This window comes from Halobacillus aidingensis (genome assembly GCF_900104185.1).
Lineage (GTDB): Bacteria > Bacillota > Bacilli > Bacillales > Halobacillaceae > Halobacillus > Halobacillus aidingensis.
The window spans coordinates 7,112-22,867 of sequence record NZ_FNIZ01000006.1 but is presented as its reverse complement, the minus strand read 5'-3'; the positions used below and the strand labels follow the sequence as shown (position 1 = coordinate 22,867).

The window sequence follows — 15,756 nt, the reverse complement described above, 5'->3', positions numbered from 1 at the left end:
TTTGCTTTTAAACACTAGGAAAATATGAATATTTTATCATTGCTTCCTTAATTTGTAGTACAATTAAAATGGAAAAAATTTAAGGGGGAATGTGTACGTATGAAGAAACTGTTGACTTTGGTATTGTCACTTTCGTTTATGTTTTCATTTTTCATTACAAGTGTAAGTGCTGCTGATTCTTTCCCGGATTTGGATAAAGTAAGCTGGGCAAAGGATGAAATACTATACTTGAATGAAGAGGGAATTGTTTACGGGTTTCCGGATGGAACGTTCGGTCCGATGGAAAATGTGACACGCGCAGAGGTAGCAGTCATGCTTATACGTGATCTTTACCCAAATCAGTCCCATGAAGGGGGCATACCATTCGATGATGTATCCAAAGATGCTTATTATTCTGATGAAGTAGGGGTCGCCTATGAAGAAGGTATCATCAAAGGTTACGACGGAAATATGAGACCAGAAGATCCAATCACCCGTTCAGAAGCAGTGGCTATGGTTGATCGTGCCTACAACATCAAAAGAAATGGAGAAGTCGATGGTTTTCCTGATGCTGAAGATGTTCCATGGGCAACCGAGAGCATCCTTGATCTGACCTCTCAGCAGATCATCCATGGGAAGCCTGATGGCACGTTCGCTCCTTTAGAAGATATTACGCGTGCGGAATTCGCCAGAGTGCTGGCTGCAACCATTGAGCCTTCCTTCCGATCTGACCATTTGAGTGAGAATGAAATCGCTCAAAAAACAGAAACTTTGCAGGAGGAAGTTTTCACAATTTTATACGATGATTTAAAGGAATACGGTGCAGATAGCGAAGACCGTGATTATCAAAGAATTGAAGACGAAATGGCTGAGTACGTAACGAGTGACTTCAACGAAGAAGTCGAAGAAACCTATTATGAAGCATGCTTAAGCTGTGATACCTTATACTATGACAATAACTTCGCCTGGGACATTCATATGAATGTGATGGAGAATAACAGTGAGAAGGTCATTGTTGAAACGGCACAGCTGCAAGCTTTCACATACACGGGGGCATTTAAAACCATTAATCTCATCAAAGAAAATGGCAAATGGAAGCTGGATGCGATTGTTAGTGAAGTCTTTGATGCCGATCGCCACCTCAATCTGACCGTAGAACAGGCCGAGCAGAGAATTTATGATCAGTTTAAAGTAACTGATGTCACTTACCTGCACACGTATGAGAAAGAAACACAGGATTATGATGGAGATTCTTATACTACCGAAATCCATGTGTTCAAGAACAACGAAGATGGTGCTGAATTTGAAGTGGATGCATCAACCGGCGGGACTGACATCTAAGTAATGAATAAAAATGAAAGAGGTTGGGACAAAACTCAGTCTATTAAACAAAGAAGAACCCTACGAACCAAATTGGTTTGTAGGGTTCTTCTTTTTATGTTGTTATTTCTCATTTGAGTTAAGTGGAACTGGCCCTGCGCATACAAATGAAAAACCGCTGCAAAGCTTCTTAGCTTTGGAGCGGTTTTGAAGGTCGGTGCCTGCACAGTTACACATATACAAGCTATAAAAAAGAGCGTAGTATCACCTATAAACATTTAATACTACGCCATCCTTTAACACTCTAACGCACCGGGAAGCATATATACATATTGAATTTGGATCGATAACGGTATCTGTTAGACTCTTATTCAATTATTTTTTATTCGATCCCCGTCTTTTCTTCTAATAGGATCGTCTAATTGTTAGCGGGGAAGGCTCTTTTAATTATTTAATGGGGTACATTGGAGCAATACACTACATAAGGTTGGGGAAATAAGCTGTGATTTTGTAATGATTTTATCTCAACAAATAAGAGTGGAAAGAAGAAACGCTTGAAGAAAGGGCTGCTTCGTTCAAGTGACTGTAAAGAATTCGTAGTTAAAAAAACTTCATAGAAAAGGAAGGAAACGAAGAAGTTAGTTGCAAGTGCTGATTGAATGATGAACGATCATAAGACACGCATACCTATAAAATTTCAAAACCAACAAAGACGCATTGTCAAACGACTTATTTGCGTTTTTACACTGGAAATAAACAATCAAAGGAGACGGGGAACTATATGGGGGAAAAAATTCTGAAGTGGTCATTGTATTCGTTAGGAGCAGTATCTCTTATTGTAATTGGTGCAATTGTTTGGGTTGTTTTTTCTGGGTTTCAATCAGAAGGTAATTCCATGACGAAAGAACAAGAACAGATTATGAAGGAAGTTAACGAACCAACGGATCAGAAAGAAATAAAAGCAGTTGAAAAAGACGGTATTCCTTCTGAAGGTTCTTTCAGGCAGGAACTACACGAAATGACGCACCAAAAGGTTCGAGCTAACAAAAAGCGCGGAAGTCAACAAATGACGGCAGAGCAAATTGATCGTATGCTTGGAATATTGAAATCAGTGGAAGGAACCGAAGACCATTACGAACATTTTGATTTTTATAAGAAGTCGTTGGAAGCATGGGACAAAGGTGACTTCTCCAACGCCGTGACTGTTCACAATACCATTTGGGAATGGCAAAACGGAACGATCGGTAGGGCAACGGGGCTTATGAGCGAAGAAGAAGAAAGTGAATATATCAAACGAAACTTCTAACAATCAACTCTTTATAATACATCTGCTTTCCAGATAAAAACCGCTCCAAAGCATCGTAGCTTTGGAGCGGTTTTGGATAATGTTTAATAAAGCAGCAATCCTTCTTCCCCTTGAGACTGAATGTCGTAAATCTTCCATGTTCCATCTTCCTTATAGAAACGGTAAGTTCCCACCTCAGAGATGGAGGAAGTCCATACATTACTTCCATTTCGTTCATAAGGGAAAGTCACCGTTCTTTCCACTTCCCCCTGAGTAATCTTCACATCAGCAAATCGATTGGCAATATGAACGGCATGTCCTTGTTTCGGTGTAGTTACTTCATAATCCACCGAAGTTCCATCTTCCATTCCTTTGATGTCATAGGAATGACTGATCGATTGCATCGCTTCATAATATCCAGTAGTTCGATCTTGTGTCGCTCTTAATTTTTCATAATCCTTCGTTTCAAGAGCAGAAGTCCATTCTTCGGATAATTGGTGAATGAGGTTTACCAGATATTCTTCCGTAGGAGCATCACTTTGTTCTTTGTCTAACGCACGCTTGATCATCACAATGGATTCCGCACGATTAGCGTTTCGGTTTGGTTTGAATTCTGTCGTGGATACCCCGTGAATGATGCCGACTTTACTCGCGTGATTAATCGCATCTAATGCCCAGTGCTGAGATACGTCTTCAAACGTTTTGACAGTTCCTTTAGAAAAGTCAATACTGTCTTCCATTGCTCGAATAACGATGGAAGCAATTTCTGCTCGTGTAATAGGACGGTTTGGTTCGAACTTATTTTCACCCATTCCATAAACGAGTCCATGGGAAGAAGCAATACGGACGCTTTCTTCATACCACTTTCCTTTAATATCTTTAAAATCCGTGCCACCCTCTACTTTCTCCAGGTCTAAAGCACGATTCAAGATAGCCACGAATTCTGCGCGCGTTATGGACTGGTATGGTCGAAACTCTCTTCTCCCATCCGACAATTCATACCCCTGCACAAGAGATGCTTTTGCAAACTGATCGAGTTCTTCATACGCCCAATGCCCCTTGATATCGACTGGTTCAAATGGATAAGCATGAGCTTGGAGATTAGGTATCAAAAAGAAAACCATAACAACAGACGTCATAAACATTAATTTTTTCAAAATATTCATCCTTTATATTATTTTTGAAAGGGCTCTGACTCCCAAATAGAGGACTGGGATACAACGAGTGCTTTCATTGATATATTCATAGATACTATTAATTATTTAAGGAACAGCGACAACAATAGTTTGATATGTAAAGGTAAAAGTACTAAAAAATGACAAGAAGAGCTACGCATCAGATTAGCACAATCATCGCACTTTTACAATCCTTCGTTCCAGAAGTTGACATCTTCGGTATCCACAACATTTAGAGGTGATTTTACGTTGTTTTTATATAGAATTTATATGCTTAATTTCCCCCTATCATTGAAACTTTTTCCATCCTGTAATCGACTTATTGGAGTGTAAGGGATTAAATTGTAGGTTTATCTGATATATGGCAGAAAGTTGGAAGGGGGGATGGAGAGGTTAACTTGATCGCCCCTATGAACAGCTTTTTGAAATCATTTATACCTTGGACTAATTAAACAGTGAGAGCAAATAAAGCATAGAGCTTAAGTAAGATAGAATTGAATATTTTTGAAAAGGTTATGAACTTGAACAGTGGGAATGTACAAATTTTTTGAGGAGTACGTAATAAGGAACATAAGGATTTTTAATCGTGAGCATTGGTCCTCGTACATAGTGGATCTAAATTAAGAAACGAAAGGTATAGTGGCTAATAACATTAAGAACGAAGGTGGAGGTTGGTTATGAAACCATTTATAGGGATACTGCTTTTTATGGTGATGGTAGGTTGCTCTGTGGTTGGGTAATCACGAAACTGTTTCATTAATATTGCTGGTCATTATATGGAAGGTGTGACTCTTTGAGAACGTTAATCATGATTTCAGTTGCTCTCCTCTTAACTGCTTGTGGTTATGGTACCGTCGGTTCAGACGATGAACCTAACACATTGTTGCCAGGCGACTCTCCTGATATTTACGGTTATATCATGGAAAAAGATAGGGACGAAATCCTGGTGGTAAATCCGGAAGGCAAAGACTTCTCGCATACTAAAAAAGAAGAAGATTACCACGAAGCTGTTCGAGTAAGGATGAACACAGATGCTGAAGTTGGTGATGTGGTAGAAGTTTGGTTTGACGGGGGAGTTGCGGAATCCTATCCAGGTCAAGCCATTGGGGATAAGATAAAAGTCGTTCCGGAGAATAAGCCCGATAGTGCGGATCTTTACCCTTCTGAAGCTTTAAAAAAAGCAATAGAACAACACACACTCGGGCAAGGTGTCGTTGTTGTGGAGTCTTCTACTTATGAGGGTGAAGAGGACCAATGGCAAATAACACTAAAAAATACGTTTTCGACGGAGGAAGAAAAAGAGCGAATCGTTGTAAAAGACTGAGACTGTATTTTTTGGAGGCTGTCCCAAGTACAAGAGAGGCTGAGAAAGCGTAGGATCAACAGTTCATCGTTGATCCTACGCTTTTTCACACTTTACATGCCTATATGTTCATACAAGCACTTTTGTTGGTTCTATCGGACATCGAAAACAGAACTGAAATGGGATGTTCGATTAAGTAGGCTATTTCGGAAACACGTGTTTTAAAGATAAGTGTAAATGTTACTAATTGTAACCTTACCTGTTCAAATCTGATGGTATAATTTTCTTCCCTTATAACTACTGAGAGCAGGTATAGCTTCAATGGTAATAAGGAGAAAGATAGAGGCTTTGTTACATAATTGTAAAATAATGTCGAAATATAGTGTGCTACGATGGTAGAGGAGAATAAACAATCCATTCATACATAATCGGGAGGTACAATCTTTTGGGGAAGAAATTTTTCAGTGTCGTGTTAACAAGTCTTATGGCCATGGTCTTATTTGTACCACATACTCAGGCAGCATCCTTCTCAGGCGATGAAGTAATCAAACTTGCAAAAGACCATCTTGGAACGCCATATCAGTGGAGTGGAGAAACTCCCGCTGGGTTTGATTGTTCCGGATTTACATACTACATAATGGACAAAGTAGGAGTCGATCTTTCAAGGGGTTCCTATGATCAATATAAACAGGGGACCTATGTTGCGAAATCAAATTTACAAAAAGGTGACTTGGTTTTCTTCTCGGGTACACATAAACAAGGAATTTCCCATGTAGGGTTTTATATCGGAGACGGGAATATGATTTCGGCTACTAAAAGTAGAGGAATTGCCATTGATCCAGTCTTCTCTGGTTATTGGGGAGATAAGTACACGGGTGCCAAAAGGTTTTTACATAACAGTTTTTTCAATGATGTATCCAGTGGTTACTGGGCTTATGATGAAATTAAACAATTAAATAACGAAGGAATCATCAATGGTTATTCTGATGGAAGTTTTGGACCTACAGATAATGTCACCAGAGCACAAGTAGCTATGATGGTGGGCAAGTCATTAAATCTTAATCCCTCTTCTTCCGCCCAATTCAAGGATGTTTCTTCTGCGCACTGGGCATATGGTTACATCAATGCGGCAGTGAATGCTGGTCTGGTCACTGGTTATGGGAACGGTACATTCAAACCAGATGAGGCGATTACCAGATCTGAAATAGCAGCAATCATTAATAGAGCTTTCGAATTTAGCAATAAAAGCAGTTCTTATCGTTTTAAGGATATGAACTCTTCTCATTGGGCCTATGATGATGTGTATGCATTAGCGTCGAATTCTATCACTTCAGGATATAATGACAACACATTCCGCCCTAATCAAGAAGCAACTAGAGCTGAATTCAGTGCTTTCTTGTATCGTGCATTAAATTAAAGCATTTCACAAAGGTCTATAACTCAAATGGTTGATGATTAAACCTCTTTTTAAGTCTGGGTGCCGAATAAGGTATTGGTAATGAAGGGGCTTAAATCCTAAAATCATTATTGTAATATGAAACATACCTGTATAGCCCCCACTTCTTGAGTGATAAGAAGTGGGGGCTTTCGTTGTTGAACGCCATTAAAAAAGGTCGCTGGCTTATGGGTGGTTCCCTTTTATATTTTTGAACCTAATATGATTTATCGTTTGGATTTGTCGATGAAAATCGTATGGGGGTTTCAAGTTTCTTGGATTATATAGATCAGGGAAAGTGACGGTGACAAAAAGAAACAGGCACCGGCAACAGCGAAAGCACTGCTGAGAGTTGAATCAGCGGTTTGAAATACAGACAGAACGCTTATTGGTGGCGCTCTGTTAAATCCAATCTTTCCCTCACTGTGACTCCATGTGTTTTGTGTTAAAAATGGTATCATATTCGACACCTGCGTATTACACTTTTAGCCAGATGGCGTCCTAATTGAGGGTGCTCACTCGAGTGTTAGAAACGCACTTACCTAAAAAAAGCAGCTTGAGAAAAGCTGCTTTAAGATAAGCTATTTTTTTAAGTTAGGATTTTCTCTTTTGGCTTCTTTCACTTCATTTTGGCGATACCCACCAGCAATGTCGGCTTGCTTAAATTCTTTTGGATAAATGACTTCCTGTGCGTCTGATGGTTCCTCCCCATTTCCTCCTATAGGTTGATACTGTGCTCTTTTGGACATAGTGTTCATCCTTTCTATTGGAATTGGGTTATGTACATAATTTACCCTCTCAAAAGACCTGATAAACAAACCATTGTATTGGTCCCGAGTCTATAGAAGAAATGAGACCATATATGACGTTAGGAAAGGTGAATAACTTGAAAAACGAAATATATATGATCAATCGTAGTCATAAATAACCCGTTCATCAGTCCTTTGCCGAACCGCCACTAATAAAACGTTTAGCTTTCGAAACACTAAGAGCGAAGGGAGGGATCATCGTGGCTCAAGGAAATAAAAAACTTTCAAATAAAAATGCACAAATTCATGATCGTAAAGAAGAGAAACAGCCAAGGACGAAACGATAATAGGTTGTAAATGGACTATCGGACAGTGAATTTTCGTTTTAGAAAAGAGGGCGTAACACCAGAGGATATGATCCATGGTGTTACGCCCTTATGCTTTAATAAAATTGAATGTTAAAGTGATCCGTTATATGGTTAACTGGATTTCTCCAATACCAAATTCTCCTCCTTCGCATTAGCAGTCAGTACACTAACGATACCCATAATGACAAAGGCCGCAGCAGCACTGAAGAACATGGCGATAAAGATATTTCCGATCAAGTTAAGAGACGTAAAGGTGACATACAAGGAAGCCCCCGTAACCACTGCAGCAATCGCGCCATAATGATTCGCCCGGTTCCAGAAATACCCGAGGGTAATCGGCGCAATGATCCCGGATATGATCGCGGAAAAGCTGAATTGGATCAGGAAGGCCAGGGACTCTGGTCGTTCTAAGGAGAAGTAGAGGGACAGGAGTCCGACGACAATCAGTGATCCCTTCGCCACTTTCAATGATTTGTTGTCCAGTTCTTTTGCTGATAGCTTTCTTGATGAAAGGAACGGTGCGACGACGCGGTACAAGTCGTTGCCGATACTTGTCGTGATTCCTAAGTACAAGCTGTCTGTACTGGATAAAATCGCAGAGATGATTCCGACAATCATGATAGCTGCGATGACACTCGGGAAGGCCTCGATGACATAGGTCGGAATCGCTGCATCGGCACTTTGCAAGCTTGGGAAAAGGACGCGGGCGGCGAGTCCACCTAGTACCATCAGCGTAGAAATGATGCATAGCACGAGCCCTGCGGATAAAGTGAATGGGGCCAGGTCTTCCTCTTTTTCAATCGACAGGACTTTGTTCAACAGATGTGGCATTAATACGAAACTGAATAGCAGGAACTGGACTGCCATGATGGCGAGCGCACTGTTATAGGGACCGCCGTCCGCAATGGCAGCGGTCAAGTTCGGATCGATGCTATTTAGGCGGTCGGTCAGTACTCCGAAGACATTCCAACCTCCACCGATGGTCCAGAAAAAGGATACGACGATGAAGATCGAAGTGATCGCCATAAGAATCCCTTGGATGCCGTCCGTAATGATTTGGGCGAAGGCACCGCCAAGGCCGATGTAAAGTATCGTGATGGCCACACCGATAATGATGCCCCAGAAATAAGGGATACCGATGACAGTTTCAAAAATGGTCGCAAGTCCGACGTTTTGTCCGACGATATAATAAACATTGAATAAGATCAGTAAAGAGACGATGGCTTGCAGGGCTTTCGAGTTATAACGTTTTCCAAGCCACTCCGGAAGTGTCGACACGTGACCGAACTTTTTCCCGTAACGCCAGAACGTTTTGGCGAATAGAAGCAGTCCGACCCAGGAAACGCCAAAGCATCCGAGGGTGTACCAGAGCACAGCAGTCCCGTGCTCGTAGGCGAGGCCTGGAACGCCGATGAATAGGTTGGCACTGGCGTAGGAGGTGGCAAAACTTGCGCCGACAAGCCAGGGGCTCACTTTTCCCCGGGCGGTAGCAAAGCCGGACATCGACTGGCTGTGAGCCCGCCCTTTTTTACCCACCCACGTCACAGCGGCAAAGTATACAGCTAATAAAAGGATGACGGTCCATAATAATACACTGGAACTTGTAAGCATCGTTTATCGCTCTCCTTTCTTCGTCGTGTAAAAATTCTTCCATATGAATAGTCCAAGCAACCAGAATAACGCAACAGCGATGAAATAAGTAAGGATCATTTTGTTTCCTCCTGTTTTTTGAAAAATGGCAAGGGGTGTGGTCCGATTTCACTGATTTCTATTTCTACTTTTAGGTTATGTTTTAGGGATGTTTCCTCTATCAGTACATGAGTCAATAGTGAAGGTCCTTCTTCCAGAGCGACCACACCGACTACATAGGGTGTATGTTCCTGCCAGGCAGGGTGTCCGGCCCGATGAATCACGCTCCATGTTTTCAAAAGCCCCCGGCCGGAGGCTTTTTTCCATGTTAACGAATCATGAAAACAATGAGGACAGTGTTCGCGAGGGTAGAAGATCCACTGTTCACATTTGTCACATTGCTGAAGGCTGAGGTGTCCGGCTTGGATGCTTTCCCAAAAAGGCTGACTAACGGGTGTAATCGTAGGACCTGGCAAAGAAATGTTTGGTAGTTGGCTCATCGTTCTCCTCCTAACACAAGGGCCGTCGTTTCACTTAAGGTGGCTCCGTTCCCTGTCACAAGAGCGTTTTTTGCATCAGGGATTTGTCGGTTTCCAGCTTCGCCTCTCAATTGATGGACGGCTTCCACGACATGCGACATGCCGCCCGCTAAGTCCGCCTGGCCGAAGCCCAACTGGCCGCCATGCGTGTTTAGTGGAAAATCTCCGTCATGGCCGAAGCTGTGGTTTTTGACAAACTCTCCGAATTCTCCGGGCTTACATAGACCCGTGCTTTCAAGGGTTGTTGCAACGACACTTGTATAACAGTCATACAGTGAGAAAAGATCAATGTCTTCCACGTTCGTCCGCGCTTGTTCAAGCGCTCTCGGGATTGAATAATTGAAAGGCAAGGCGTCTATGCCTGGAGCCTGGCTGACCGCGCGGTGGGTGATTTTTTCACCCGCTCCTTTCAGATAGACTGGTTTATGCTTCCCTTCCGCTGCTTTTTCTGCAGACGTTACGACGACGGCGGCTCCACCAGCGACGGGCATGACGATCTCAAGCAGGTGTAGCGGATCGGCTATCATTGGAGAGGCGAGAATATCTTCGACTTCAACGGGCTTGTTATAAAAAATCGCATCCGGGTTCAACTGGGCATTTTTCCTGTGCCAGTAGGCGATCCTTGCAAAATCCTCCTGAGTGGATCCGTACTCTTCCATGTGCTGTCTTTTTAAGAGCGCATAGGAAGTATTGGCTCCCGATGCACCGAAAGGCACATCAAATTCGCGGATCGGATTGCGGTTCGGGGATCGTAATGTTTCTCCTTTTTCATTTTTGTTTGCTAAAACACAGACGACGGTTTCGCACATGCCTGCCTGGATGGCCGCGGCAGCTCTCCAGATCATCCCCGGCCCAGTCGCTCCACCGAGGTCCACCGTGTTGGACATAGTGGGATCGATTCCTAGATACTCAGAAACCGTCGCCGGCACATGCTGGGGCGTTTCCCCGACTTGTGGTCCGACGAGCAGGCCGTCGACGTCTTCCTTGGAGATGCCGGCATCCTTGATGGCGAGGCGGACGGATTCTGCAATCAAACTTAAGGTCGTTTTTCCTTCTGAATAACGGACGGGCTTCAGCTCACCAATTCCGATGATCGCCCCTTGGGGTTGATTGACCATTACACGAACTTCCTTTCTGGTAGTTGACGAAATGATTGTAGGCATGTTGGGTTACGTAACGAGGCTTCGTTTTTCACTTCACGCCCTAAAGAAGCTGTTTTCGCTGCTCCTTCGACTCTTTTTCCATTGATGGTATGCGGGATTTCCTCCACTTGATAAATCCGCTTCGGGACGTGGCGTGGAGAAGCTTTGGTCCGGATTAGTTGGCGTATTTCTTTTGCTAAGCCTTCTGTCAGTTGTTCCGTGACGACACAAAGGACGATCTCTTCATCATGATCTTTCGGTAATCCGAATACAACGCTGTCTTTGATTTCTTTGATATGATCGACGACACCGTAAATTTCTGCAGTTCCGATTCTTACGCCACCAGGATTCAATGTCGTATCGGCACGTCCATAAATGATGAAGGACTGATCGATGGTTTGTTCGGCTAAGTCTCCATGTGTCCAAATCCCTGGTCGTTTGGAAAAATAGCTCTTACGGTAACGTTCCTCTCCACCTTCACCGAAAAAGGTGAGCGGCATGCTTGGGAATGGTTTCGTACAAACAAGGTCGCCCTTTTCTTCGTAAACAGATGCTCCTCGTTCATCCAATACATCCACCGCCATTCCTAACGCTTTACACGCGATTTCGCCTTGCTTCAATGAATGAACGGGTGATCCCATCACAAAACAGCCGATGATCTCTGTTCCGCCGGAAATGGAAGCAAGGAACAGATCCTGCTTGATTGTTTGATAAATCCAGTTATATTGTTCAGGTGCTAAGGGAGCCCCACAGGATAGCAGACTTTTCAAAGTGTTGAGCGAGTGACTGCTTCTCAGATCGACACCTGCTTTCATCAATGTATCTAAATACTTCGGACTTGTGCCGAAATGGGTGATGCCCACTTCATCCGCAATGTCCCACAAATGGGTGAGGGAATCCTGACTTACGGGAGAACCGTCATACAATAGAATCGCCGCTTCACTGGCTAACCCTGAAACGAGCCATGGATACATCATCCACGCGGTATTGGTGTACCAGAACAACACATCATTTTGCTGGACATCACAATGGAGTTGGTGCTCTTTCACATGTTGCAGGAGCGTTCCGCCGACCGAATGGATGATCGCTTTCGGAAGTCCCGTCGTTCCCGATGTATATAAAATATATAAGGGATGGTTAAAAGGGACAGGTTCGAACGTCGGCTCACTAGCTTCATTGTTACAAAGCTCGTTCCACGAAAGGGATTCAACCCCTTTAATATCAGTTTCCCCTCCGAACGTGACAAGTGCGGATAGGCCTTCGAGGTGATCCGTCGTCTGCTTGATTTTGTCCACGATATCGAATGGTTTCTGCTTATATTGATAGGCGAGCGCAGCAATTAATACTTTCGGTTTCACCTGGCCAATGCGATCGACAATTCCTTTGGTCCCGAAGTCAGGGGAACAGGATGTCCATGTCGCCCCGAGTGAGGTCGTCGCAAGCAAGGCAACCAGCCCCTGGATATCATTCGTCGTGACCCCGGCGACACAATCGCCTTTTTGCACACCTAACTGTTTCAACCCTTCCTGGGCTTTTGCTACAGATTGCCTCAGTTCTTCTAAAGTAATGCTTCGATGAACCCCTGTCTCATTCGCTTCATAGGCAACCACCCGATCAAGAGAACCCCGCAGTAGGTTTTCAGCAAAATTCAATCGTGCTTCGGGAAACCATGTACTATCCGGCATTGAAGGGCCAGGGACAAAAACACGGTCGCCTTTATCTCCAATAATGTCCGCATAATCCCACACAGCTGACCAAAATTCAGAAAGGTGGGAAACGGACCAGCGGTGGAACCGTTCATAAGGGAAAAGTGGCTGGCCGGTATATTCGGCAAAAGCTTTGATATGCGATTGTTCTATTCGTTCGCTCGATGGCTCCCATAGATAAGGTGAACGCTGAGCTGTGATCGATGTATTCATTGGATTTATCTCCTTTCGCATTATGAATGGGGAACTTCAATCAACAGGGCCATGCCTTGACCGCCACCGCCGCAAAGGGAAGCGATGCCTTTTCCACCGCCGCGCCGTTTCAGTTCATGAGCGAGTGTCAAAACAAGTCGGAATCCAGTGCCACCTAAAGGGTGACCAAGAGCAATCGCGCCACCATTGACATTGACGCGGTCATAATCGAGGCCAAGCTCGCGGCAGCTGGCGATCACGACACTGGCAAACGCTTCATTGATTTCAAACAGATCGATTTCCTCAGTCGTCAGTTGGTGTCTGTCTAATAGTTCTTGGATCGCTTGCGATGGTTTCGTTTGTAAACTCGGATCTGGTCCGGCAATCTCTGACCAATCGATGATTTCCGCCAGCGGATCCTGTCCGAGTGATTCAGCTTTCTCTTTCGTGGTAACGATCCCAACGCTCGCCCCGTCCGTCATTTGAGATGCATTGCCTGCCGTAATCGTGCCTTCGTTGGAAAAGGCGGGGGAGAGGTTGGATAACTTCTCTACTGTCGTTCCTTTGCGGATGCCTTCATCTTCTTCAAGCAAACCTGAAAAAGGAGTGATTTCCGGCTGCAGCCATCCTTTTTCTTGAGTCTTAGCTGCTCGTTGCTGGGAAAGGGCAGCATACTCATCTTGTTCTTCTCGACTGATTTCGAAGGAGCGGTTTTTCTCATCAGTAAGAGCTCCCATCGATACATCCGTTAAGGCACACCATAAACCGTCATTCAGTAAGGTGTCTTTCAGCATGCTATGACCGAGTCCTGAAGAAGCCCTTACTGGAGCGGTATGAGGAGCGTTCGTCATCGAGTCGAAGCCACCGACGATGTATAATTCTCCCTCGTTCAATTGCAGTCTTCGAGTGGCATCCGCGATCGTAGCGATCCCGCCCAAACAGACATTGTTCAATGTGATGGCAGGTGTATCGATCTCCACCCCTGCCTTATAAGCGACTTGTCTCGCAGGGTTTTGGCCGCCACCAGCCTGGATCACTTGGGCAAGCAGCACACCATCTGCCTGTTTGGCTATCGGATTTTTCTCAATTAATGCGTTTAGCGCGTGCGACCCGAGTTCTGTTGCGGATTTCTTTTTCAAGGCCCCTTTCCATTTACCGAACGGGGTTCGAATGCCATCTAAAAGTACGATACTCATCTATGTAGCCACTCCTTTTTAAAAAATAGAAAGAGCCCTCTTCAAAAAAATAAGAAGAGGGCTCTTTGCTCTTCTTATCTTCCAGGATCATCTCCTGCAGGAATTAGCACCTTTTCAAGCGGATGCTTGATGGTTGCCGGGCGTCAACGGGCCAGTCCCTCTGCCTCTCTGGATAAGAAATAAGTATTCAATTGGAAAATATAAAGCCTCTCTATCAGTGATAGAGAGGCTAGAGATTATGTAAATCTCTTATCTTCCTGAGCATTCACTCAGTAGGATTTGGCACCATGCTATGAATATAGCGGTTGCCGGGTTTCACAGGGCCAGTCCCTCCACCTCTCTGGATAAGATGTTCTTTCGTTATTTGGTTAAGTGCCATGTTAGCAAGTGAAAGGAACGGTGTCAATGCATTTTATAGAAAAGTGTGAAAATTTATTTTATTTGGTCCCTGATCCTAAGCGTGTTAGAGACCGAAAATATAGCTTAATAGCAATGATTTTCGCTTGTGCTTATCATCTTTGTGATTTTATATGTGCTTATGTTAGTTGAACACTTAATTTTTTGATTTACACGTGGTTTTATTCTCAATAGTGCAGTCGATTTTTCTATGAGAGGCAGGAAATTGGATGAATGATGTAGTAAATAATTAAGTACAAGAATCTATTTTAATTCTTGTCTTCCTCACTATTACTGACACTCACAAGGATCTAACGAAAGAATGTAAAGGTGAGGTTTATATCGAATAAGGGGGCATACACATGGCAGAGGTATCTTCGATGAAGCAGGCCGTTGATGTTTTACTTAAAAAGGGATTATCCAAGCGGGATATCCTAACCAATGTGGATAACAGCCATTTCCCGTTTGAGGATGAAGAAGTTGTGATGACTTTTATTGATCTACAAATTGAGTGTTCCTCTGATGATGAATTTAACAAGTTGGTCGAGTATTTATATGGATTTAATTTGAATCAATAATAGATTTATTCAATTTCACCTCTTTGAGTGTCTGTAAGAGAATGCAGACTGACTTTTTGCTTAGTAAATGATAGTGTCTAACTTCAACTGTAAGATCGAACTAAAGGCTGGCGTAGTATCAACCGTTTATGGATGATACTACGCCATTTTTTATTGGTTATTAAAGCATATTAAATGAAGCTTAAGTGTTGTTTTGATCTAAAAACTTTAGTCGTATTTATTTAAAAATAATTAACAATTCATCATGCTTTTATACTAAAATAGAGGTTGTGTGAATAATGTGAGATTCCATAAAGAGAAGGTTTTTCTTCGTAAAAGAAAGAGGAGAGTGAGTGAATGTTATTTGAAAAAGGAAAAATACAGTGGGTACTTGTGCTTGCCATTTTGGCGCTTATGATCTCGCTGGGAGCTCCGGGGGTTAATTATGCAGCTTCGGATGTTACTCCACCAACATTAAATGAGTTAACTGTTTCGAAGCAGGAGGCTACAGTCGGAGATGAAGTGAAAATCACGGCTGATGTGAGTGATGATTTATCAGGAGTAGAGAGTGTCACTGTCAAATATAAAGCACCCATAGGCACCGCAAATAAATATATGAACTTGAGGTTAAATACAGAGACAGGTAAATATGAAAGTAGTTTTGAAATCGGGGAGTATGATGCTTCAGGGAACTGGGGAATAGATTACATACTAATGAGAGATAAGCAGGATAACACGTATTCTTATCATCATTCCGAAACTGGTCCCTATCAGGGAGAAAACTC

Annotated in this window: 13 protein-coding genes and 2 riboswitches; of the genes, 6 read left to right on the top strand and 7 right to left on the bottom strand. The window is 43.2% G+C overall.

Features of this window, described 5'->3' with window-relative positions; translation table 11 throughout:
- Positions 1–99: 99 nt before the first annotated feature.
- Together BLS23_RS07395 and BLS23_RS07390 are read left to right on the top strand one after the other, a co-directional pair.
- Entirely contained in the window at positions 100–1,320 is a 1,221-nt protein-coding gene (locus BLS23_RS07395; RefSeq protein WP_089651912.1) for an S-layer homology domain-containing protein, read from the top strand.
- An 874-nt stretch (positions 1,321–2,194) separates the two neighbouring features.
- The gene (locus tag BLS23_RS07390) at positions 2,195–2,605 is read left to right on the top strand and encodes a DUF6241 domain-containing protein (protein ID WP_143015241.1); all 411 of its coding nucleotides are present in this window, start codon (positions 2,195–2,197) and stop codon (positions 2,603–2,605) included.
- Between the two features lie 83 nt (positions 2,606–2,688).
- Here the strand turns inward: BLS23_RS07390 and BLS23_RS07385 are convergent, their stop codons facing one another.
- The gene (locus BLS23_RS07385; RefSeq protein WP_167356036.1) at positions 2,689–3,741 is read right to left on the bottom strand and encodes an S-layer homology domain-containing protein; all 1,053 of its coding nucleotides are present in this window, start codon (positions 3,739–3,741) and stop codon (positions 2,689–2,691) included.
- An 811-nt stretch (positions 3,742–4,552) separates the two neighbouring features.
- On the opposite strand from BLS23_RS07385, the gene BLS23_RS07380 reads away from it, so the two are divergent.
- Together BLS23_RS07380 and BLS23_RS07375 are read left to right on the top strand one after the other, a co-directional pair.
- A complete protein-coding gene (locus tag BLS23_RS07380; protein ID WP_089651909.1) occupies positions 4,553–5,083 on the top strand; it encodes a DUF3221 domain-containing protein in 531 nt (176 codons plus the stop codon).
- A 424-nt stretch (positions 5,084–5,507) separates the two neighbouring features.
- Positions 5,508–6,479, top strand: coding sequence for a C40 family peptidase (locus BLS23_RS07375; RefSeq protein WP_089651908.1), 972 nt, complete (start codon positions 5,508–5,510; stop codon positions 6,477–6,479).
- Positions 6,480–7,078: 599 nt separating this feature from the next.
- On the opposite strand, the gene BLS23_RS07370 is transcribed toward BLS23_RS07375, so the two are convergent.
- From BLS23_RS07370 to BLS23_RS07345, 6 genes are all read right to left on the bottom strand, one after another.
- Complete coding sequence (locus tag BLS23_RS07370) at positions 7,079–7,246, bottom strand: YfhE family protein (RefSeq protein WP_089651907.1); 168 nt, start codon at positions 7,244–7,246, stop codon at positions 7,079–7,081.
- Between the two features lie 479 nt (positions 7,247–7,725).
- Complete coding sequence (locus BLS23_RS07365) at positions 7,726–9,225, bottom strand: sodium:solute symporter family protein (RefSeq protein ID WP_089651906.1); 1,500 nt, start codon at positions 9,223–9,225, stop codon at positions 7,726–7,728.
- A 95-nt stretch (positions 9,226–9,320) separates the two neighbouring features.
- Positions 9,321–9,743, bottom strand: a complete 423-nt coding sequence (locus tag BLS23_RS07360; protein ID WP_089651905.1) for a Zn-ribbon domain-containing OB-fold protein — start codon at positions 9,741–9,743, stop codon at positions 9,321–9,323.
- A complete protein-coding gene (locus BLS23_RS07355) occupies positions 9,740–10,900 on the bottom strand; it encodes a thiolase family protein (protein WP_089651904.1) in 1,161 nt (386 codons plus the stop codon). Before BLS23_RS07355 ends, BLS23_RS07360 begins: the two co-directional genes overlap by 4 nt.
- Positions 10,900–12,843 carry an acetoacetate--CoA ligase gene (locus tag BLS23_RS07350; protein WP_089651903.1) on the bottom strand — a complete coding sequence of 648 codons (1,944 nt, stop codon included), beginning with the start codon at positions 12,841–12,843 and terminating at the stop codon, positions 10,900–10,902. The genes BLS23_RS07355 and BLS23_RS07350 overlap by 1 nt, the downstream gene beginning before the upstream one ends.
- Positions 12,844–12,863: 20 nt before the next feature.
- Positions 12,864–14,018, bottom strand: coding sequence for an acetyl-CoA C-acyltransferase (locus tag BLS23_RS07345; protein WP_089651902.1), 1,155 nt, complete (start codon positions 14,016–14,018; stop codon positions 12,864–12,866).
- A gap of 71 nt (positions 14,019–14,089) precedes the next feature.
- A riboswitch (SAM riboswitch) is annotated at positions 14,090–14,197 on the bottom strand.
- 67 nt (positions 14,198–14,264) lie between these two features.
- Positions 14,265–14,369, bottom strand: a riboswitch (SAM riboswitch).
- A 407-nt stretch (positions 14,370–14,776) separates the two neighbouring features.
- On the opposite strand from BLS23_RS07345, the gene BLS23_RS07340 reads away from it, so the two are divergent.
- Positions 14,777–14,992, top strand: coding sequence for a hypothetical protein (locus tag BLS23_RS07340; RefSeq protein WP_089651901.1), 216 nt, complete (start codon positions 14,777–14,779; stop codon positions 14,990–14,992).
- Positions 14,993–15,328: 336 nt separating this feature from the next.
- Positions 15,329–15,756 (top strand): hypothetical protein (locus BLS23_RS21725; RefSeq protein ID WP_167356035.1); only part of this gene is annotated, 428 nt, incomplete at its 3' end.

Bases quoted from the DNA above. Each gene is read 5' to 3' on its own strand.
- BLS23_RS07395 (WP_089651912.1), top strand. From the start codon at position 100: ATGAAGAAACTGTTGACTTTGGTATTGTCACTTTCGTTTATGTTTTCA.
- BLS23_RS07390 (WP_143015241.1), top strand. From the start codon at position 2,195: ATGACGAAAGAACAAGAACAGATTATGAAGGAAGTTAACGAACCAACG.
- BLS23_RS07370 (WP_089651907.1), bottom strand. From the start codon at position 7,246: ATGTCCAAAAGAGCACAGTATCAACCTATAGGAGGAAATGGGGAGGAA.
- BLS23_RS07365 (WP_089651906.1), bottom strand. From the start codon at position 9,225: ATGCTTACAAGTTCCAGTGTATTATTATGGACCGTCATCCTTTTATTA.
- BLS23_RS07360 (WP_089651905.1), bottom strand. From the start codon at position 9,743: ATGAGCCAACTACCAAACATTTCTTTGCCAGGTCCTACGATTACACCC.
- BLS23_RS07355 (WP_089651904.1), bottom strand. From the start codon at position 10,900: ATGGTCAATCAACCCCAAGGGGCGATCATCGGAATTGGTGAGCTGAAG.
- BLS23_RS07350 (WP_089651903.1), bottom strand. From the start codon at position 12,843: ATGAATACATCGATCACAGCTCAGCGTTCACCTTATCTATGGGAGCCA.
- BLS23_RS07345 (WP_089651902.1), bottom strand. From the start codon at position 14,018: ATGAGTATCGTACTTTTAGATGGCATTCGAACCCCGTTCGGTAAATGG.
- BLS23_RS07340 (WP_089651901.1), top strand. From the start codon at position 14,777: ATGGCAGAGGTATCTTCGATGAAGCAGGCCGTTGATGTTTTACTTAAA.